The 19,118-nt window shown below is 65.4% G+C and carries 20 protein-coding genes; 9 read left to right on the top strand and 11 right to left on the bottom strand.

All coding sequences use genetic code 11. The features are described from left to right. Window positions 1–108: 108 nt before the first annotated feature. The 3 genes from AC1PPL_RS11535 to AC1PPL_RS11525 all read left to right on the top strand — a co-directional run bounded on the left by AC1PPL_RS11535 (window position 109) and on the right by AC1PPL_RS11525 (window position 4,284). Window positions 109–1,899 carry an acyl-CoA dehydrogenase gene (locus tag AC1PPL_RS11535; RefSeq protein WP_011805964.1) on the top strand — a complete coding sequence of 597 codons (1,791 nt, stop codon included), beginning with the start codon at window positions 109–111 and terminating at the stop codon, window positions 1,897–1,899. 78 nt (window positions 1,900–1,977) lie between these two features. Then, complete coding sequence (locus AC1PPL_RS11530; RefSeq protein ID WP_011805963.1) at window positions 1,978–2,934, top strand: NAD(P)H-dependent flavin oxidoreductase; 957 nt, start codon at window positions 1,978–1,980, stop codon at window positions 2,932–2,934. A gap of 186 nt (window positions 2,935–3,120) precedes the next feature. Continuing rightward, window positions 3,121–4,284, top strand: a complete 1,164-nt coding sequence (locus AC1PPL_RS11525; RefSeq protein ID WP_479973303.1) for an acyltransferase family protein — start codon at window positions 3,121–3,123, stop codon at window positions 4,282–4,284. A gap of 54 nt (window positions 4,285–4,338) precedes the next feature. Here the strand turns inward: AC1PPL_RS11525 and rnk are convergent, their stop codons facing one another. Then, window positions 4,339–4,746 carry a nucleoside diphosphate kinase regulator gene (gene rnk / locus AC1PPL_RS11520; RefSeq protein WP_015913710.1) on the bottom strand — a complete coding sequence of 136 codons (408 nt, stop codon included), beginning with the start codon at window positions 4,744–4,746 and terminating at the stop codon, window positions 4,339–4,341. 278 nt (window positions 4,747–5,024) lie between these two features. Between rnk and AC1PPL_RS11515 the strand changes: the two genes are divergently transcribed. Further along, window positions 5,025–6,182, top strand: coding sequence for a PA0069 family radical SAM protein (locus AC1PPL_RS11515; protein WP_479973302.1), 1,158 nt, complete (start codon window positions 5,025–5,027; stop codon window positions 6,180–6,182). A gap of 55 nt (window positions 6,183–6,237) precedes the next feature. Further along, complete coding sequence (locus tag AC1PPL_RS11510; RefSeq protein WP_011805958.1) at window positions 6,238–6,537, top strand: putative quinol monooxygenase; 300 nt, start codon at window positions 6,238–6,240, stop codon at window positions 6,535–6,537. A 200-nt stretch (window positions 6,538–6,737) separates the two neighbouring features. On the opposite strand, the gene fghA is transcribed toward AC1PPL_RS11510, so the two are convergent. The 10 genes from fghA to AC1PPL_RS11460 all read right to left on the bottom strand — a co-directional run bounded on the left by fghA (window position 6,738) and on the right by AC1PPL_RS11460 (window position 15,415). Next, entirely contained in the window at window positions 6,738–7,610 is an 873-nt protein-coding gene (gene fghA, locus AC1PPL_RS11505; RefSeq protein WP_479973301.1) for an S-formylglutathione hydrolase, read from the bottom strand. Between the two features lie 106 nt (window positions 7,611–7,716). Next, the gene (locus AC1PPL_RS11500; protein ID WP_479973300.1) at window positions 7,717–8,832 is read right to left on the bottom strand and encodes an S-(hydroxymethyl)glutathione dehydrogenase/class III alcohol dehydrogenase; all 1,116 of its coding nucleotides are present in this window, start codon (window positions 8,830–8,832) and stop codon (window positions 7,717–7,719) included. A gap of 35 nt (window positions 8,833–8,867) precedes the next feature. Beyond that, window positions 8,868–9,134, bottom strand: a complete 267-nt coding sequence (locus AC1PPL_RS11495) for a metal/formaldehyde-sensitive transcriptional repressor (protein ID WP_011805955.1) — start codon at window positions 9,132–9,134, stop codon at window positions 8,868–8,870. Between the two features lie 313 nt (window positions 9,135–9,447). Next, on the bottom strand, window positions 9,448–10,758 hold the full coding sequence (locus tag AC1PPL_RS11490; RefSeq protein ID WP_011805954.1) for a citrate synthase: 1,311 nt from the start codon (window positions 10,756–10,758) through the stop codon (window positions 9,448–9,450). 42 nt (window positions 10,759–10,800) lie between these two features. Then, a complete protein-coding gene (locus tag AC1PPL_RS11485; protein ID WP_479973299.1) occupies window positions 10,801–11,073 on the bottom strand; it encodes a succinate dehydrogenase assembly factor 2 in 273 nt (90 codons plus the stop codon). A gap of 5 nt (window positions 11,074–11,078) precedes the next feature. Further along, window positions 11,079–11,783, bottom strand: coding sequence for a succinate dehydrogenase iron-sulfur subunit (locus tag AC1PPL_RS11480; protein WP_011805952.1), 705 nt, complete (start codon window positions 11,781–11,783; stop codon window positions 11,079–11,081). A gap of 30 nt (window positions 11,784–11,813) precedes the next feature. Then, a complete protein-coding gene (gene sdhA / locus AC1PPL_RS11475) occupies window positions 11,814–13,619 on the bottom strand; it encodes a succinate dehydrogenase flavoprotein subunit (protein ID WP_011805951.1) in 1,806 nt (601 codons plus the stop codon). A gap of 22 nt (window positions 13,620–13,641) precedes the next feature. Then, entirely contained in the window at window positions 13,642–14,007 is a 366-nt protein-coding gene (gene sdhD / locus AC1PPL_RS11470) for a succinate dehydrogenase, hydrophobic membrane anchor protein (RefSeq protein ID WP_015913703.1), read from the bottom strand. Window positions 14,008–14,054: 47 nt separating this feature from the next. Beyond that, entirely contained in the window at window positions 14,055–14,489 is a 435-nt protein-coding gene (gene sdhC, locus AC1PPL_RS11465; protein ID WP_015913702.1) for a succinate dehydrogenase, cytochrome b556 subunit, read from the bottom strand. Window positions 14,490–14,626: 137 nt separating this feature from the next. Further along, window positions 14,627–15,415, bottom strand: coding sequence for a GntR family transcriptional regulator (locus tag AC1PPL_RS11460; RefSeq protein ID WP_047350436.1), 789 nt, complete (start codon window positions 15,413–15,415; stop codon window positions 14,627–14,629). Window positions 15,416–15,616: 201 nt separating this feature from the next. Between AC1PPL_RS11460 and AC1PPL_RS11455 the strand changes: the two genes are divergently transcribed. The 4 genes from AC1PPL_RS11455 to AC1PPL_RS11440 are packed head-to-tail and all read left to right on the top strand — an operon-like array spanning window position 15,617 to window position 19,079. Further along, a complete protein-coding gene (locus AC1PPL_RS11455) occupies window positions 15,617–16,603 on the top strand; it encodes a malate dehydrogenase (protein WP_015913700.1) in 987 nt (328 codons plus the stop codon). A 12-nt stretch (window positions 16,604–16,615) separates the two neighbouring features. Continuing rightward, the gene (gene tam, locus AC1PPL_RS11450) at window positions 16,616–17,392 is read left to right on the top strand and encodes a trans-aconitate 2-methyltransferase (RefSeq protein WP_479973298.1); all 777 of its coding nucleotides are present in this window, start codon (window positions 16,616–16,618) and stop codon (window positions 17,390–17,392) included. Then, the gene (locus AC1PPL_RS11445) at window positions 17,389–18,399 is read left to right on the top strand and encodes an HpcH/HpaI aldolase/citrate lyase family protein (RefSeq protein WP_135149777.1); all 1,011 of its coding nucleotides are present in this window, start codon (window positions 17,389–17,391) and stop codon (window positions 18,397–18,399) included. Before tam ends, AC1PPL_RS11445 begins: the two co-directional genes overlap by 4 nt. A gap of 59 nt (window positions 18,400–18,458) precedes the next feature. Continuing rightward, the gene (locus tag AC1PPL_RS11440; protein ID WP_287966030.1) at window positions 18,459–19,079 is read left to right on the top strand and encodes a hypothetical protein; all 621 of its coding nucleotides are present in this window, start codon (window positions 18,459–18,461) and stop codon (window positions 19,077–19,079) included. The last annotated feature ends 39 nt before the right edge of the window (window positions 19,080–19,118 follow it).

Genomic DNA, 19,118 nt, shown 5'->3' with positions numbered 1-19,118 from the left:
TGTGCCGGAACTGGTGAAGGCCCTGTAAGCCGCTGCGCCGGCAAAAAGGCATCGCTTGCGATGCCTTTTTTTTGATCACATTCGTACCGTTTTGAGTTGGAGACACCCATGAGTTACACCGCCCCCGTCAAGGACATGCTGTTCGCCATCGAGCACTTGGCACGCATCGACCAGGTCGCGCAGATTCCCGGTTTCGAGGACGCTGGTCTGGACACGGCCGCTGCCGTGCTGGAAGAGTGCGCGAAGTTCAACGAGGGCGTGGTGGCTCCGCTCAATGTGGTTGGCGACGAGAAACCCTCCTGGTTCAAGGATGGTGCCGTGACCACCACGCCGGGCTTCAAGGAGGCCTTCAGCCAGTTCGCCGAGGGCGGCTGGCAGGGCTTGCAGCACCCTGCCGACTTCGGCGGCCAGGGCCTGCCCAAGACCATCGGCGCGGCCTGCGTGGAAATGCTCAACAGCGCCAACCTGAGCTTTGCGCTGTGCCCGCTGCTGACCGATGGTGCCATCGAGGCGCTGCTCACGGCCGGCAGCGACGAACTCAAGGCCACCTACCTGGAAAAGCTGGTTACGGGCGAGTGGACCGGCACCATGAACCTGACCGAGCCGCAGGCAGGCTCCGATCTGGCGCTGGTGCGCACCAAGGCCGATCCCCAGCCCGACGGTACGTACAAGGTCTTCGGCACCAAGATCTTCATCACCTATGGTGAGCACGACATGGCGGAGAACATCGTGCACCTGGTGCTGGCGCGCGTGGCGGGTGCGCCCGAGGGCGTGAAGGGCATCAGCCTGTTCGTGGTGCCCAAGTTCCTGGTGAACCAGGATGGCAGCCTGGGCGCGCGCAACGACGTGCATTGCGTGTCCATCGAACACAAGATGGGCATCAAGGCGTCGCCCACGGCCGTGCTGCAGTACGGTGATAACGGCGGCGCCATCGGCTACCTCGTGGGAGAGGAAAACCGGGGCCTGGAATACATGTTCATCATGATGAACGCCGCGCGCTACGCCGTTGGCGTGCAGGGCATCGCGGTGGCCGAGCGCGCCTACCAGAAGGCCGTGCAGTACGCGCGCGACCGTGTGCAAAGCCGCCCGGTCGACGGCAGCGTGGCCGGCAGCGCCGCCATCATCCACCACCCCGACGTGCGCCGCATGCTGATGACCATGCGCGCGTACACCGAGGGTTGCCGCGCCATGGCCACCACGGCTGCTGCGGCCTACGACGCCGCGCACCACCATCCCGATGCCGAGGTGCGCAAGCAGAACGCGGTGTTCTATGAATTCATGGTGCCACTGGTCAAGGGCTACAGCACCGAAATGAGCCTGGAAGTGGCCAGCCTGGGCGTGCAGGTACACGGCGGCATGGGCTTCATCGAGGAAACGGGCGCTGCGCAGTACTACCGCGACGCGAAGATCCTCACCATCTACGAAGGCACGACCGCCATCCAGGCCAACGACCTGGTGGGCCGCAAGACGGCGCGCGACGGCGGCCAGACGGCCAAGGCGATCGCCGCGCAGATCGAGGCCACCGAGGGCGAGCTGCGCGCCAGCGGCACGGCCGACGCTCAAGCGGTGGCCCAGCGCCTGGCTGCCGCACGCCAGGCATTCCTGGAGGTGGTGGATTTCATCGCTGGTGGCGCCAAGGCCCACCCCAACGACGTGTATGCGGGCAGCGTGCCCTACCTGATGCTGGCCGGCAATCTGGTGGCGGGCTGGCAACTGGCGCGCGCGTTGCTGGTGGCGCAGGAGCTGTCCGCCAAGGGACAGGACGTGGCCTTCATGCAGGCCAAGATCGCCACGGCGCGCTTCTATGCCGACCACCTGCTGACCAAGGCGCCGGGCCAGCGCGACGCAATCGTGCACGGTGCGGCCAGCGTCACGGCTCTGCCGCTGGAAGCATTTTGAAAATTGCTTCTGTTTTGATAGCTGCTAGCGCTTGCGGGTAAAGCGCTACAGCCCATTTTTATTATGGAGACCGTCCGAATGTCCAAACTGCCCCCAGCGTTGCAGAAACCCTCGCTGCCCGTCATCGGCTCGCCGCTGTTCATCATCAGCAACCCTCAACTCGTGATCGAGCAGTGCAAGGCCGGCATCGTGGGCTCCATGCCTGCGCTCAACGCACGGCCGGCGGAGCAACTCGACGACTGGCTCGCCGAGATCACCGAAACGCTGGCGGCGTGGGACAAGGCGCATCCCGAGTCGCCCTCCGCTCCGTTCGCCATCAACCAGATCGTGCACAAGAGCAACGACCGGCTGGAGCACGACATGCAGGTCTGCGCCAAGTACAAGGTGCCGATCGTCATCACCAGCCTGGGCGCGCGCGAGGACGTGAACCAGGCCGTGCACAGCTGGGGCGGCATCGTGCTGCACGACATCATCAACAACAAGTTCGCGCACAAGGCCATCGAGAAGGGGGCCGACGGCCTCATCGCCGTGGCGGCGGGCGCGGGGGGGCACGCAGGGGTGAAGAGCCCGTTTGCGCTGATCCAGGAAATCCGCCAATGGTTTGACGGTCCGCTCGCGCTGTCGGGCTCCATCGCCTCGGGCGGCGCCATCCTGGCCGCGCAGGCCATGGGCGCGGACTTCGCCTACATCGGCTCGGCCTTCATCGCCACGCACGAGGCGCGCGCCATCGATGCGTACAAGCAGGCCATCGTCGAGGGCAACTCCGACGACATCGTCTACAGCAATCTGTTCACGGGTGTGCACGGCAACTACCTGGCGCCGTCAATCCGCGCGGCAGGCCTGGACCCCGACAACCTACCGGAGTCCGATCCGAGCAAGATGAACTTCGGTGGCGACGCCAAGAAGGCTTGGAAGGACATCTGGGGCTGCGGCCAGGGCATCGGCAGCATCACCGAGGTCACTTCGACGGCTGAACTCGTCGCGCGCCTGCGCCGCGAATACCAGCAAGCGCGCGAGCGCCTGGCCCTGGGCTGATGCCCGCGCGGGGCTGCAACGTAGCCCCGTTGGCCCAACGGCGCCCCAGGGGCGCCGTTTTTGTTGATGCGCGTCCGCTGTGTAGCGGTCAGCAGCATCAGCGCAAAAGGCGCAAAATCTCGGGCTTGCCCGATTACCGTGAACCCCCGTCGCAGGCCTGCTGCCGGCACGGGGTTCCTGTTTTGAATGTCCCAGCACACCCCGTCTCATGCCTCCCGCAGTGCGTTGATCGACTGCACCAAAGGCCTGGCCTGCGCCGCCATCGTCTGGCACCACCTGGCGTTCTACGGGCCCATGTCCGACGTGGCGCGCCAAGCGGTGCCGGGGTTGATCGACTGGCTCTACGAATACGCGCGCATGGCGGTGCAGGTGTTCCTGGTGCTGGGGGGATTCCTGGCAGCGGCCAGTCTGGCGCCGCAGGGGCAGGCGCGCTTTACCGACCCTGCCCAGCGCATCGCACGGCGTTTCGTGCGCCTGGTGGTGCCCTACGCGGTGGCGCTGGTGATCGCCATCGTCGTGCAGGCGACCGTGCAACCGTGGTTCGACCACGCCTCGGTATCCGACGTGCCGGACCTGGGCCAGTTGCTCGCGCATGCGCTGCTGCTGCAAAGCGTGCTGAACGAGGAGTCGCTGTCGGCCGGCGTGTGGTACGTGGCCATCGACTTTCAGCTGTTCGCCCTCACCACGCTGGTCCTGACTGGGGTATCACGCGCGGCGGTGGCGCTGCGTGCGCGCGGCATGTCCCGCTACTGGCCCTGGGCCCTGAGCGGCGCGCAGGCACTCGTGGCGACGGGCGTCGCCGCCTCGCTGCTGTACTTCAACCGCGACGCCGATTGGGACGTCTGGGCGGTGTATTTCTTCGGTGCCTATGGCCTTGGCATGCTGGCCTACTGGGCCGTGCAGTCGCCCCGCGCGCTGGGAGCCTGGAGCTGGGCGCTGCTGATCGCGGCGCTGGTGGTGGCTGCGTTGGCACTGGAGTGGCGCCCCCGCATTGCGCTGGCCGGCGTGACTGCGCTGCTGCTGGTGGTGGCCATGCGCAGCCTGGCCATGCAGCGCTGGCAAGGCTGGGCACCGCTCAGCCGGCTGGGGCAGATCTCGTATTCGGTATTCCTCGTGCACTTTGCGGTGTGCGTGCTCGTCAACGCGGTGGAAAGCTACTTCTGGCCGCAGTCAGTAGCCGCCGCGATGGCGGGCATGGGCATCGCTTTCGTGCTGTCGATCGCCGCGGGCCACCTGCTGTACGAGCGTGTGGAGCGCCACGTTCCCACATGGCAATCTGCGCTGCGCTGGCAGGCCGGGCTCGTGGGAACCGGCTTGCTGACCACCGCGCTCATGGCAGGCCTGCGCTGACGAAAAAAAGGCAGCTAGTTATGGCTGCCTTGGTCTTGGGTGGTGCGATCGCGCTCAGCGATGCAGTTCACCCGCGTTCTCGGGTTGGAAATCAATGGCGTCCACGCGCACGGTGACCTGGCCGGTGGGGCTGGGCATCTGGAATTCGTCGCCCACGCCCAGGCCCAGCAGTGCGATGCCGACGGGTGCGAACACCGACACCTTGTCGCCCGAGCCGTCCATCTCCTTCGGGTAGACCAGCGTCAGCGTGTTCGTCTTGCCGGTTTCCAGCAGCGTGAAGCGCACGGTGGAATTCATGGTCACCACGTTGGGGGGCATGTCCTTGGGATCGAACACGTCGGCGCGGTCCAGTTCGGCCTCCAGTGCCTCGCGGCCAGGAAAGGGGGCGGTTTGTTTTTCCAGCAGGGCTTCGATGCGCTCCAGGTCCAGGGACGACAGGATGATGTGGGGCTTGCGCTGCATGGTGTGATTCCCTTGTAAACGATAGTGAAAGCGCGTCTGCCGGGCAGCCGCGCTCAAACGGACAAAAGCCCGGGCAACGGGGTTGTCCGGGCCAAGGCATGTTCTCAAAAAAAGCACTAAATTGGGTGCGGAAGTGGTGAATTGTGCGGCCTGGTGCCGCGTTTGCCAAGCGATCTCACACGCGCGCAGTGCGAATTGCGCTGCGCTTGCAGCCCTCCGGCAAATGGCGTAGGCCTTTGGATATTGTCAGAATAACTGTTTATTTATACAGTTATTCAATGCATTCCGAAGACGATCCCCCGCCCTCACTGGCTCCTGTCGTATGGGCGCCCGCGCAGCCGCTCAAGGGGCGGGGTACGGCCACGCGTATGGCCCACCGCTTTATGCGCGATGCGCGCGAGGCGTTCGACGACGGCTGGGGCGGGCCGGAGGAGGGTGTGACGGGCGACGAAAGTGCCGCGCCCGCCGCGCCGCTGACCCAGGTGATCTGGGAAGACGCGCGCAGCGCGCTGTGCGGCAACGATTCGCCCGACATTTTCTTCGAGCAATCGGTGAACCCTTACCGCGGCTGCGAGCATGGCTGTGTGTACTGCTACGCACGGCCCACGCACAGCTACCTCAACCTGTCGCCGGGGCTGGACTTCGAGACTCGCATCATCGTCAAGCGCAATATCGCCGCGGTGCTGCGGGGCGAGTTGGCGCGCGCCAGCCATCGGCCTTCGGTGGTCAACATCGGCTCCGCCACCGACTGCTACCAGCCGGTGGAGCGTGAGCTGCGCCTCACGCGTGCGCTGATCGAGGTGATGCGCGATGCACGACACCCGTTCTCGCTGATCACCAAGAGCAGCGGCGTGGAACGTGACCTGGACCTGCTGGCTCCGCTGGCGCACAGCCGGCTGGCGGCGGCCTACGTGACCATCACCACGCTGGATGCGCGCCTGGCCCGCGTGCTGGAGCCGCGCGCAGCCGCGCCGCATCGGCGGCTGCGCACCATCCGCGCGCTGGCCGAAGCCGGCGTGCCCGTCGGCGTGAGCGTGGCGCCGCAGATTCCTTTCATCACCGAGGACATGGAGCAGGTGCTGGCCGCTGCGCGCGATGCGGGCGCCACCTCGGCCTTCTACACGGTGATCCGCCTGCCGTGGGAACTCAATGCCCTGATGCGCGAGTGGCTGCAACTGCACTACCCGCAGCGTGCCGAACGCGTCCTGGCGCGCATTCAGGATCTGCACGGCATCGACGCAACCGCGCGTATCGCGGGCAAGAGCTACGACAGCAGCCACGCCACGCGCATGAAGGGCTCGGGCCTGTGGGCCGACCTGTTGCGCCAGCGCTTCGAGAAGACCTGTGCGCGCCTGGGCCTGAACCGCCAGCGCACGGAACTGGACCTGTCGCAGTACCGCCCGGCGCTGGCGCGCGGGCAGGGCGTGCTGTTCTGAGCGCGGTGCGCGCCGCGGCTAGCATGGGCGCTTTGCTGTGGGGAGGGAGTGCTGAATGCTGTTGATCGTAGGAACCATTCGCCTGCCGGCGGACGGGCTGGCCGCCGCGCTGCCGGCCATGCGGGCGATGGTGCAGGCTTCACGGGCCGAACCGGGCTGCATCGAATATGCGTATGCGCAGGATGTGCTGGACGCCGGGCTGATCCACGTGCATGAGCTGTGGCGCAGCCAGGACGACCTGGACCGCCACTTCGCCAGTGCCCACATTGCGCAGTGGCGCGCTCTGTGGCCGGCGCTGGGCATCGGCGGGCGTGACCTGCGCGCCTACGCGGTGGGTGCGCCCCGCCCGGTGTGAGCGGTTTGGCGGGCGTCGGGTGTCAGACGGTGCATGACCTCGGGCGGCTTGGGCAACCGCGAAAGGGCGGCAGAAACGCGGCCAATCGCGGCCAGTCGCGGCGCAAGGCGCACCCCTCGTGCGGGCTGTAGCGGGCATCCGCAACGGCGCGCGGACAGGTTGGGCTGAACGAGAGAGCCGGGCGGTTCGTTCACACTGCCTCAGGCGCCCAACTGCTGCGCGTGGTGGCGCAGGTGGTCGTCGATGAAGCTCTGGATGAAGTAGTAGCCGTGGTCATAGCCTGCGTGGCGGCGCAGCGTGAGCGGCTGGCCGATGGCGCTGCAGGCCGCCTCGAACAGGTGCGGGTGCAGTTGATCGGCCAGGAATTTGTCGTCCAGCCCCTGGTCGATGAGGATGCCGCCGGGGTAGGGCGCGAGGGGCTGGTTCTCCATGAGCACGGTGGCGTCGTGCTCTCCCCAGGAGGTGCGGTCCGGGCCCAGGTAGCCGGTGAGCGCCTTCTCGCCCCAGGGGCAGCGCGTGGGGGCGCAGATGGGTGCGAAGGCCGACAGGCTCTTGAACCGCCCCGGGTGGCGCAGTGCCAGCGTCAGCGCGCCATGGCCGCCCATGCTGTGGCCAAACAGGCCCAGCCGGGCACCGTCGATGGGCAGGGCGTTGGTGACAAGCGGCAGCAGTTCCTCCAGCAGGTAGCTTTCCATGCGCCAGTGCGTGGACCAGGGGGCTTGCGTGGCGTCCAAATAGAAGCCCGCGCCCACGCCGAAGTCCCAGGCGTCGGCCTCGCCCGCCACGCCCGCGCCGCGCGGGCTGGTGTCGGGGGTGATGAGGGCCAGGCCCAGCTCTGCCGCCAGGCGCTGGGCGCCGGCCTTGATGGGGAAGGTCTCCTCGGTGCAGGTCAGGCCCGCGAGGTAGAGCAGCGCGGGGACCTTTCCATCTGCACTCTGGCCCGCCAGCGCACGGGGCGGCAGGTAGACGGCGAAGCGCATCGGCAGACCCACTGCGTGCGAAGCATGGCGGTAAAAGCGTTGCTCGCCGCCAAAGCAGGCGTGGGCCGAGAGTTGTTCCAGGGTGTCGGACATGGGCGTGTTGCTCCTTTTTAAGTAGCTGTTGGCGCTTGGTATGGGAGGGATTCAGTAATAAAAGTACTGGAACCCCTTGTGCATCAAGCGCCAAGCGCTCCTGTTTTTATGCAGCGTAGTTCACCACCGAGCGGATCGACTTGCCCTCGTGCATCAGGTCGAACGCCTGGTTGATGTCCGTGAGGCCCATGGTGTGGGTGACGAACGGGGCGAGCTGGATCTTGCCGGCCATGGCGTCCTCCACCATGCCGGGCAGTTCGCTGCGGCCCTTGACGCCGCCGAAGGCCGTACCCAGCCACTTGCGGCCCGTGACGAGCTGGAACGGGCGAGTCGAGATCTCTTGTCCCGCACCGGCCACGCCGATGATCACGCTCTGACCCCAGCCGCGGTGTGCGCATTCCAGCGCCGCACGCATCACGTTGACGTTGCCAATGCACTCGAAGCTGTGGTCCACACCCCAGCCAGTCATCTCCACGATCACCTGCTGGATGGGCTTGTCGAAGTCCTTGGGTTTCACGCAGTCGGTGGCTCCGAAGGTGCGTGCCAGGTCGAACTTGCCCGGGTTGGTGTCGATGGCGATGATGCGGCCCGCGCCGGCCAGGTGGGCGCCCTGGATCACCGCCAGGCCGATGCCGCCAAGGCCGAACACGGCCACGCTGTCGCCCGGCTGCACCTTGGCGGTGTTCTTGACCGCGCCCAGCCCGGTGGTCACGCCGCAGCCCAGCAGGCAGACCTGCTCGGGGTTGGCATCGGGGTGAACCTTGGCCAGCGACACCTCGGCCACCACGGTGTATTCGCTGAACGTGGAGCAGCCCATGTAGTGGTACACGGGCTGGCCGTTGTAGCTGAAGCGCGTGGTGCCGTCGGGCATCACGCCCTTGCCCTGCGTGGCGCGCACGGCCACGCACAGGTTGGTCTTGCCGCTCTTGCAGAACAGGCATTCGCCGCATTCGGCGGTGTACAGCGGAATCACATGGTCGCCCGGCTTGACGCTGGTGACGCCTTCGCCCACCTCCACCACGACGCCCGCGCCCTCATGGCCCAGCACGGCGGGGAAAATGCCCTCGGGGTCGTCGCCGCTGAGCGTGAAGGCATCGGTGTGGCATACGCCGGTGTGGGTGATCTTGACCAGTACTTCGCCCTTGCTGGGCGGGGCCACGTCGAGTTCGACGATCTGCAGAGGTTCACCAGCTTTGAAGGCGACGGCGGCGCGGGATTTCATGGGAGGGCTCCTTGTGGTGAAAGGGTGGGGGGACGTTACTTCAGGTACGAGCGCAGCAGGGCCAGCGTCTCGTCCACGGCCTGGGGCGAGGGGGCGGGCTCTTGCGCCAGGGTTTCGCGCACATGGCTGTCCAGCATGTCGGCCATCAGCCCATGCACGGCGCCGCGCAGGGCGGCCAGCTGCTGCAGGATGGGTGCGCAGTCGCTGCCCGCCTGCACGGCGCGCTCCAGCGCCTCGGCCTGGCCGCGGATGCGGCGCAGGCGCGTGATGGCGCGTTGCTTGTCTTCGGCGGTATGGGGCATGGCGGTTGGATGGGCGGGCGTTGTGCCGGGACGTGTTGCTATGTGCCTTGTACTAGGGGGAAGTATAAATCGATGGCGCTTTAGGATAAAGCGCTGGAGGGCAATAAATGCCTATTACTGGGAGGGGGTATAGGTGGATGCGCCTGATCGGAGTGTCGCGCGGGCATTGGCGGCGCAGCGGTTGACCGCGGCTGCAGCACGCTTCCCGTTGTGCGCAGCAAAAAGGCACGGACGCAAAAAAGCCCGCAGGCAACAGGTGCGTGCGGGCTGGGGGCGGGGCACGCCTGCCTTCGCGGCAGGCGGCGCTGCTTGATCAGCGCTTGTTGAGGGCCGGAACGTCGCGGCGCTCGGCGCCCACGAACAGCTGGCGGGGGCGGCCGATCTTGTACTCGGGGTCGCCGATCATCTCGTTGAGCTGGGCGATCCAGCCCACCGTACGGGCCAGCGCGAAGATGCCGGTGAACAGGTTGACCGGGATGCCGATCGCGCGCTGCACGATGCCGGAGTAGAAGTCCACGTTCGGGTAGAGCTTGCGCTGCACGAAGTAGTCGTCCTCCAGGGCGATCTTCTCCAGCTGCTTGGCCAGGGCGAACAGCGGGTCCTTTTCGAGGCCCAGCTCGGCCAGCACTTCGTTGCAGGTTTCCTGCATGAGCTTGGCGCGGGGGTCGTAGTTCTTGTACACGCGGTGGCCAAAGCCCATCAGCTTCACGCCGGAGGACTTGTCCTTGACCTTCTCCATGAACTCGCCCACCTTGGACACGCCGCCCATGGCCTGGATTTCTTCCAGCATGTTCAGGCAGGCTTCGTTGGCGCCGCCGTGGGCAGGGCCCCACAGGCATGCCACGCCGGCAGCGATGGCGGCGAACGGGTTGGTGCCCGAGGAGCCGCACAGGCGCACCGTGGAGGTGGAGGCGTTCTGCTCGTGGTCGGCGTGCAGGATGAAGATGCGGTCCATCGCGCGTTCGATCACGGGGTTGACCTTGTAGTCCTCGCAGGGCGTGCCGAACATCATGCGCAGGAAGTTGCCTGCGTACGAGAGGTCGTTGCGGGGGTACATGTAGGGCTCGCCCTTGCCGTACTTGTACGCCATGGCCACCAGCGTGGGCATCTTGGCGATCAGGCGAATGGCGGAGATCTCGCGGTGCTCGGGGTTATTGATGTCCGTGCTGTCGTGGTAGAAGGCCGACAGCGCGCCCACCAGACCGGTCAGCACGGCCATGGGGTGTGCGTCGCGGCGGAAACCGCGCAGGAAGAACTGCATCTGCTCGTTGACCATCGTGTGCTTGGTCACGCGGTCGTTGAACGTGGCCTTCTGCGCGGCGTTGGGCAGCTCGCCATTCAGCAGCAGGTAGCAGGTTTCGAGGTAGTCGCACTGGGTGGCGAGCTGCTCGATGGGGTAGCCGCGGTACAGCAGCTCGCCCTTGTCGCCGTCGATGTAGGTGATGGACGACTGGCAGGATGCCGTGGAAAGGAAACCGGGGTCATAGGTGAACATGCCCGTTTGCGCGTACAGCTTGCGGATGTCGACCACGTCCGGGCCGATGCTGCCTTGGTACACGGGGAGTTCCACGCTCGGGCTGCCGTTGCTGAACGATAGCGTCGCTTTGTTGTCTGCCAGTTTCATTTCCAGTTTCCTTCTGTTGTTTGCCTTGCACGGGGCTGGGGCTTAAGCGCGGTTGCGCAACTGCTCCAGCACTTCCTTGACTTCGTCCTTAGCGACTTCGCCCGTGGGTTCCTTGCGCCGCAGCAGCAGGTCCAGCAGGTCGTTGTCCGACAAGTCCATCAGTAGCGTGAGTCCTCGCGCCTGACGGATCGTCAGGCAGGAGCCGTGGGTTGTGAAGAACCGCTCGAGAAACAGGTCGTTCTCCACCAGCCCGCGGCGGCAGCGCCACCGCAGGATGGCCACTTCGCGTTCGTCCAGCAGCGCTTCGTCAGCCATGGTTCTCAGATGGCACGGCGTGCCATCAATTCCTTGATCTTGCCAATCGCGCGCGTGGGGTTCAGGTGCTTGGGGCACACGTCCACGCAGTTCATGATGGTATGGCAGCGGAACAGGCGGTAGGGGTCTTCCAGGTTGTCCAGGCGCTCGCCCGTGGCCGTGTCGCGGCTGTCCGCGATGAAGCGGTAGGCCTGCAGCAGGCCGGCGGGACCCACGAACTTGTCGGGGTTCCACCAGAACGAGGGGCAGCTCGTGGAGCAGCTGGCGCACAGAATGCACTCGTACAGGCCGTTGAGCTCTTCACGCTCTTCGGGCGACTGCAGGCGCTCCTTGGTGGGTGACGCGTAGATGTCGCTTTGCAGGTAGGGCTTGATCGAGTGGTACTGCTTGAAAAACTGCGTCATGTCCACGATCAGGTCGCGGATCACCGGCAGGCCGGGCAGGGGCTTCAAGACGATGTCGCCCGAGAGGGTCTTCATGTTCGTCAGGCAGGCCAGGCCGTTCTTGCCGTTGATGTTCATGGCGTCGGAGCCGCACACGCCTTCGCGGCAGGAGCGGCGGAACGACAGCGTGGGATCCTGTGCCTTGAGCTTGAGCAATGCATCCAGCAGCATGCGTTCGTGACCGTCGAGCTCGACCTCCACGGTCTGCATGTAGGGCTTGGCGTCCTTGTCCGGGTCGTAGCGGTAGATCTTGAAAGTGCGTTTCATGGGTTATTTCTCTCGTGGGCGGCGGCTGTCTTAGAACGTGCGGACCTTCGGAGGAATGCTGTCCACCGTCAGGGGCTTCATGTTCACGGGCTTGTAGCTCAGGCTGTTGCTGGCGCTGTGCCACAGCGTGTGCTTGAGCCACTCCTTGTCATTGCGGCCCAACGGGAAGTCGGGATGGTCGGCAGGGTGCTCGTAGTCGTCCACGGTGTGTGCGCCACGGCACTCCTGGCGGGCCGCGGCCGAGGTCATCGTGGCCTGGGCGACCTCGATCAGGTTGTCCACTTCCAGCGCTTCCATGCGTGCGGTGTTCCAGACCTTGGACTTGTCCTTCAGGGTCACGGTGCCCACGCGCTCGCGGATGGCGTTGATCTTGACCACGCCTTCGTCCATGCCCTTTTGCGTGCGGAACACGCCGGCGTGCTGCTGCATGGTCTGGCGGATGTCGTTGGCCAGATCCTGGGCGTAGACGCCGTCCTTGGATTCTTCCAACTGGTTCAGGCGCGCCAGGGTGCGGTCGCTGCCGTCGGCCGGCACGGCCTTGTGCTCGCCGTAGCCCCCAACGAATTGCACGATGTGCTTGCCGGCCGACTTGCCGAACACCAACAGGTCGAGCAGCGAGTTCGTGCCCAGGCGGTTGGCGCCGTGCACCGACACCGCGGCGCATTCGCCGACGGCGTACAGGCCATTGACCACGTTGTTCTTCTCGCCGTCCCAGGTGACGACCTGGCCGTGGATGTTGGTCGGAATGCCGCCCATCTGGTAGTGGATGGTGGGCACGACGGGGATCGGTTCCTTGGTGATGTCCACGTTGGCGAAGTTGTGGCCGATCTCTTCCACCGACGGCAGGCGCTTGCGGATGGTGTCAGCGCCCAGGTGGTCGAGCTTCATCAGGATGTAGTCCTTGTTGGGACCGCAGCCACGGCCTTCCTTGATCTCCTGATCCATCGAGCGGGACACGAAGTCGCGCGGTGCCAGGTCCTTCAAGGTGGGCGCGTAACGCTCCATGAAACGCTCGCCATTGCTGTTCAGCAGGATGGCGCCTTCGCCGCGGCAGCCTTCGGTCAGCAGCACGCCCGCGCCGGCCACGCCGGTGGGGTGGAACTGCCAGAACTCCAGGTCCTGCAGCGGGATGCCCGCGCGTGCGGCCATGCCCAGGCCGTCGCCGGTGTTGATGAAGGCGTTGGTCGATGCCGCAAAGATGCGGCCAGCGCCGCCTGTGGCCAGCAGCACGGCCTTGGCGTGCAGTTCGTACAGGTCGCCGGTTTCCAGTTCCAGCGCGGTTACGCCGACCACGTCGCCCTCAGCGTCGCGGATCAGGTCCAGCGCCATCCATTCCACGAAGAAGTTGGTCTTGGATTCGACGTTCTTCTGGTACAGCGTGTGCAGCATGGCGTGGCCGGTACGGTCGGCCGCGGCGCAGGCGCGCTGCACGGGCTTCTCACCGTAGTTGGCCGTGTGGCCGCCGAAGGGGCGCTGGTAGATGGTGCCGTCGGGGTTGCGGTCGAACGGCATGCCGAAATGCTCGAGCTCGATCACCACCTTGGGTGCTTCGCGGCACATGAACTCGACGGCGTCCTGGTCGGACAGCCAGTCGCCGCCCTTGATGGTGTCGTAGAAATGGTAGTGCCAGTTGTCTTCGCTCATGTTGCCCAGCGATGCGGACACGCCGCCTTGCGCTGCCACGGTGTGCGAGCGGGTGGGGAAGACCTTGGACAGGCAGGCCACGTTCAGGCCTGCGCGGGACAGTTCCAGCGAGGCGCGCATGCCCGAGCCGCCGGCACCGACGATGACCACGTCGAACTTGCGCTTGGTGATGTTGGCTTTGGTGTAGCTCATTGTTTTCTTTCAGTCGCGGGAATCAGAGACGCCACAGAACCTGGATACCCCAGCCGGTGCAGGCCACCAGCCAGACGATGGTGAAGACTTGCAGCGTCAGACGCAGGCCTGCCGGCTTGATGTAGTCCATCCACACGTTGCGCACGCCCACCCAGGCGTGCCAGGCCAGCGCCACGATGACGGACAGGGTCAGAACCTTCATCCACTGGCTGGAGAAGATGCCGGCCCACAGGTCGTAGCCGATGGGGCCCTTGCTGAAGATGACGCAGGCCAGCAGCACCAGGGTGAACAAAGCCATCAAGACGGCGGTGGCGCGCTGCACCAGCCAGTCGCGCACGCCATAGTGGGCACCCACGACGGTGCGCTTGGAGCCGTAATTCACGGACATGGAAATTCCTTTTTTATGTGAGAAAGTGATCTGCGCAGGTGCGCCGATCAGTACAGGCCGAAGAGCTTGGCGCCCAGAATCGCGGTCAGGCCGAAGCTTGCGACCAGCGTGACGGCAGCAGAGCTCTTGCCAAATTCCTTCGTGACGGCGGCATGGTTCATGTCCATCAGCAGGTGGCGCAGGCCGGCGATGAAGTGGTGCAGATAGCCCCAGATCAGGCCCAGGGTCAGCAGCTTGATGAGCCAGCCAGGCGCGAAGCCCAGGCCCGACGAGAAGGCAGAGGTGAACTTGCCGAAGGAGATTTCCGACGACACCGAGGTATCGAACATCCAGATCACCAGAGGCAGCAGCAGGAACATGATCATGCCGCTGATGCGGTGCATGCCAGAAACCAGCGCGGCCAGCGGCCACCGGTAGCTGGGCAGGTCGCGAAACGCGTGGATGTTGCGGTATTCAGGCCGTTGCTTGGCAAGTTCTGTCATGGCGTGTGTGCTTTCGTGGATGTAACTGCGTTGTAATTGCGCGGATGCAAACAACCCAAAATTCTATTGCAATGCATTACGGGAAGCTTGCGGAGACTGCGTATTTTCCCTGGTTGCATTCGTGGTCGGGCAGTGGATCAGCTCAGTTCATTGTGATAGTGATGTGTGTCAGTCCGGTACAGCCCGCGCCGTAACTCCATGGGAACATCGTTATAGGTGTAAGCGAGGCGCTCCACGCTGAGCAGTGGTGTGGCGACGGGGATGTTCAGCCATTGAGCCTGCGTTTCATCGGGAAACACAGCGCGGATCTTTTCTTCGGCGCGCACCATGCGCACGCCAAAATCCAGCTCGAACATGGCATAGGTGGGCCCCTGGTAGTGGGCCATCTGCTCCGCGGTCAGGCCCTTGAAGGCCTGCCCTGGCAGCCAGATGTCCTCCAGGATGGTGGGTACGCCCACAAACGACAGGATGCGCTTGACCTGCACCACCACATCTCCGGTCCGCAGCGCCAGCGTGCGTGCGATCTCCGCACTGGCGCGCATGCGCCGGCACTCCAGGATGGTGCGCTGCGCCGGGCCTTCCACGCGGGCGTCTCCCGTGTCAGGCAGCAGTTTCAGGAAGCGGTACTGCACCTGCCGCTCTGCGTGGGTGGCCACGAAGGTGCCTTTGCCCTGGCGGCGCATCACGAGGTTTTCGGCTGCCAGCTCGTCGATGGCCTTGCGCACCGTGCCCTGGCTCACGCGAAAGCGCGCAGCCAGTTCCATTTCGCTGGGGATGGCTTCACCGGGCTTCCATTCACCATGCTGCAGGCTGTGCAGGATGAGCCCCTTGATCTGCTGGTACAGGGGGCTGAATGCGGGAGTCGATGCCCCCGCACCCGCGCCTGGGGGTGTACCTTCTGTGGTCGGAGGGGGCGAGGAGGACATGGTGGGCTGTGCCGGGGGGCGGAGCATGCCGCTGAATTGAGGGTGATCATATCTTATATAAGACATAAGACAAATTGACCCTGCGCAGTAATCGGCGGTAAACTCCTGGGCTGTTCTGCGGGGCACGGGCTGCTGATGACTGGCGCTGGTGCGACCTTGCACCAACACCACCTCCCTCACACCTCTTTCTGGAGTTTTCGCATGAGCAAGAAACCCGTTCGTGTCGCCGTGACCGGCGCTGCAGGCCAAATCGGTTACGCGCTGCTGTTCCGCATCGCTTCCGGCGAAATGCTGGGCAAGGACCAGCCCGTCATCCTGCAACTGCTGGAAATTCCCGACGAGAAGGCACAGAACGCGCTCAAGGGCGTGATCATGGAATTGGAAGACTGCGCGTTCCCGCTGTTGGCTGGCATCGAAGCCCACTCGGACCCCATGACCGCCTTCAAGGACACCGACTACGCCCTGCTGGTCGGCGCCCGTCCGCGCGGCCCCGGCATGGAGCGTGCCGACCTGCTGGCTGCCAATGCCCAGATCTTCACGGCCCAGGGCAAGGCCCTGAACGCCGTGGCCTCGCGCAACGTGAAGGTGCTGGTGGTGGGCAACCCCGCCAATACCAACGCCTACATCGCCATGAAGTCGGCCCCCGACCTGCCGGCCAAGAACTTCACGGCCATGCTGCGCCTGGACCACAACCGTGCAGCTTCCCAACTGGCGGCCAAGGGTGGCTTCAAGGTGGGCGACATCAAGAAGCTGACGGTGTGGGGCAACCATTCACCCACGATGTACGCCGACTACCGTTTCGCGACGGTGGACGGCAAGTCCGTGAAGGACGCCATCAACGACCAGGCCTGGAACAAGGATGTGTTCCTGCCCACCGTCGGCAAGCGCGGCGCAGCCATCATCGCCGCTCGTGGCCTGTCCTCGGCTGCGTCTGCCGCGAACGCCGCCATTGACCACATGCGCGACTGGGCCCTGGGTTCCAAGGGCGAGTGGGTGACGATGGGTGTGCCCTCCAACGGCGAATACGGCATTCCCGCCGGTATCGTGTTCGGCTTCCCCGTCACCACCGAGAATGGCGAGTACAAGATCGTCGAAGGCCTGGCCATCGACGCCTTCTCGCAAGAGTGCATCGACAAGACCCTGGCCGAGCTGCAAGGCGAGCAGGACGGCGTCAAGCACCTGCTGTAATCGCGCATCTCCATGCACGACTGGGATCCCGCGCTCTACCAGCGCTTCGAGAGCGAGCGCACACGCCCGGCTGTCGAGTTGCTGGCGCGGGTCTCCCATCCCGCACCCCGCCACATCGTGGACTTGGGCTGCGGGAATGGCAATTCCACGCAATTGCTGCTGGAGCGGTTCCCGCAGTCGCAACTCATCGGCCTGGACAACTCCGAAGCGATGCTGGCCAGTGCGCGCAAGCGTCTGCCCGGTGTGCCCTTCATGCAGGCCGATATTGCCGACTGGGCGCCCACCGTGGCGCCCGATTTGATTTTTGCCAACGCCTCCCTGCAGTGGGTGGCAGGGCATGCCGGGCTGTTCGCCCGGTTGATGCGCTGCCTGACACCCGGCGGTGTCCTGGCGGTGCAGATGCCCGATAACCTGGACCAGCCGTCGCACCAGCTCATGCGGGAGTTGGCGAGCCAGTCTGCGTGGCGTGATCAGCTGGCGCATGCCGCGGACCAGCGTGCGGCGCTGTTGTCGGTGGAGGCTTATTACGACCTTCTCGCGCCCATGGCCTGCCGGGTCGATATCTGGCACACCGCGTACCGCCATGTCATGCCTTCGGTCCAGGCCATCGTCGAGTGGCTGGAGTCCACAGGCCTGAAACCCTTCCTTGATCCGCTCCCCGCCGTGTTGCGGGATGCGTATCTGCAAGCCTACACGCAGCGCATTGGCGAGGCCTATACCGAGCGCGCGGACGGCCATCGGCTGTTCGCGTTTCCCCGTTTGTTCATTGTTGCCCAGCGTGCCCCATGACCTCGTCCGCTGCCCATCCCGCTGAAGTCCTGCTGGGCGCTCAGGCGGGCGCCCATGCGATTCCCGTGTGCGACCACTACAGCGGCGTGGAAGTGCGCATGCGCAAGAGCCTGCAACTGCAGCAGGAGCTGCTTGCCGAGTTTGGCCATTGCGTGTTTGACGTGACGCTCGACTGCGAGGACGGCGCGCCCGTGGGGCAAGAGCGCGAGCACGCCATGCTGGTGGCACGCCTGGCGCGCGAAGCCGGGGCCGGCGCGCGTGTGGCGGCACGTGTGCACACGGTTGACCACCCCGCCTTCGCGCAGGACATGGCCATCATCGCCGGTGAGGCGGGGCAGCGCCTGTGCCACATCATGCTGCCCAAGGTGGAAACCGTGGACGACGTGCTCGCGGCAGAGCGAGCGCTGGAGGCCGCAGGCGCCAGCCATCTGCCGCTGCACGCCCTTATCGAGTCCCCCGCTGCCGTGCACCGGGCCTTCGAGATCGCCGCGCACCCGCGCATCCAGAGCCTGAGCTTCGGCCTGATGGACTTCGTTTCCGCCCATGGCGGTGCGATTCCCGCCTCGGGCATGACGTCCACCGGGCAGTTCGAGCATCCGCTCGTCGTGCGTGCCAAGCTGGAGATCTCCGCCGCCTGCCATGCCAATGGCAAGGTGCCGTCGCACTGCGTGGTCACCGAATTCAGCGATCCCGACGCCATGCAGGCCGCGGCCGGCAGGGCCGCGCGCCAGTTCGGCTACACGCGCATGTGGAGCATCCACCCCGCGCAGATCCGGCCCATCCTGGCGGCTTTCGCACCGGAAGGTGCGGAAATCGCGCGGGCCAGCCGCATCATCTCTGCCGCCATCCAGGCTGACTGGGCTCCCATCAGCGAGGAGGGCGTACTGCACGACCGCGCAAGCTACCGCTATTTCTGGCAGGTGCTCGAGCGTGCACACCAGACCGGCCGCATGCTGCCCGCCGAGGCGCAGGGCTGGTTTGCCAAGGCTGAGACCACGTTCACCTGATACGGGTATTCTTGTCGCCCCATCTGCCTTCCATTCATTCTTTCCCCGCAGGAGTCACCATGAAGACCCTCATCGCTTCCGCATTGATACTGTTGGCGCCCGCCCTCACCATGGCGCAGACGGCGACCAAGCCCGCCGCCCCCGCCGAGGCCAAGAAGAGCAGCGCCAAGCCTGCGGCGAAGAGTACCTCCGCCAAGGCGACCAAGCCCAAGGCCGAGAAGAAGAGCGACACCGTCGCCAAGGCGTCGCCCACCAGCAGCCGCACGCGCCTGCACAGCGGTGCCGTGCAGGTGGCGTCGGGCCTGGCCGCGGCCGAGGCGGCGCTCACTCCCGAAGAACTGCAGATCGCCGAGCGCGTGTACACGGGCCGCATGGCGTGCGAACTGGGCGCGTTCGTGAGCATCGAGGCCGATACGCAGTCGCCCGGCCGCTTCCATGTGGAAGGCAAGGGCTTCAAGTACCACATGGCCCCGGTGGCCACCACCACCGGCGCGGTGCGCCTGGAAGACCAGCGCGCGGGCGCCGTGTGGGTGCAGATCGCCAACAAATCCATGCTCATGAACCAGAAGCTGGGCCAGCGCATGGCTGACGAATGCATGAGCCCGCAGCAGGTGGTGGTGGCCGAGGCCATCAAGAAGAACCCGCCGCAAAGCCTGCTGGACAACCCGGCCGCCAAGTAAACCTAAAGCCGCCTGCCGGCGGGGCCACGCAGTGCACGC

It is taken from the genome of Diaphorobacter sp. B2A2W2 (genome assembly GCF_056730635.1).
The sequence above is the reverse complement of the archived record's forward strand: the minus strand, read 5'-3'. Positions and strand labels throughout refer to the sequence as shown.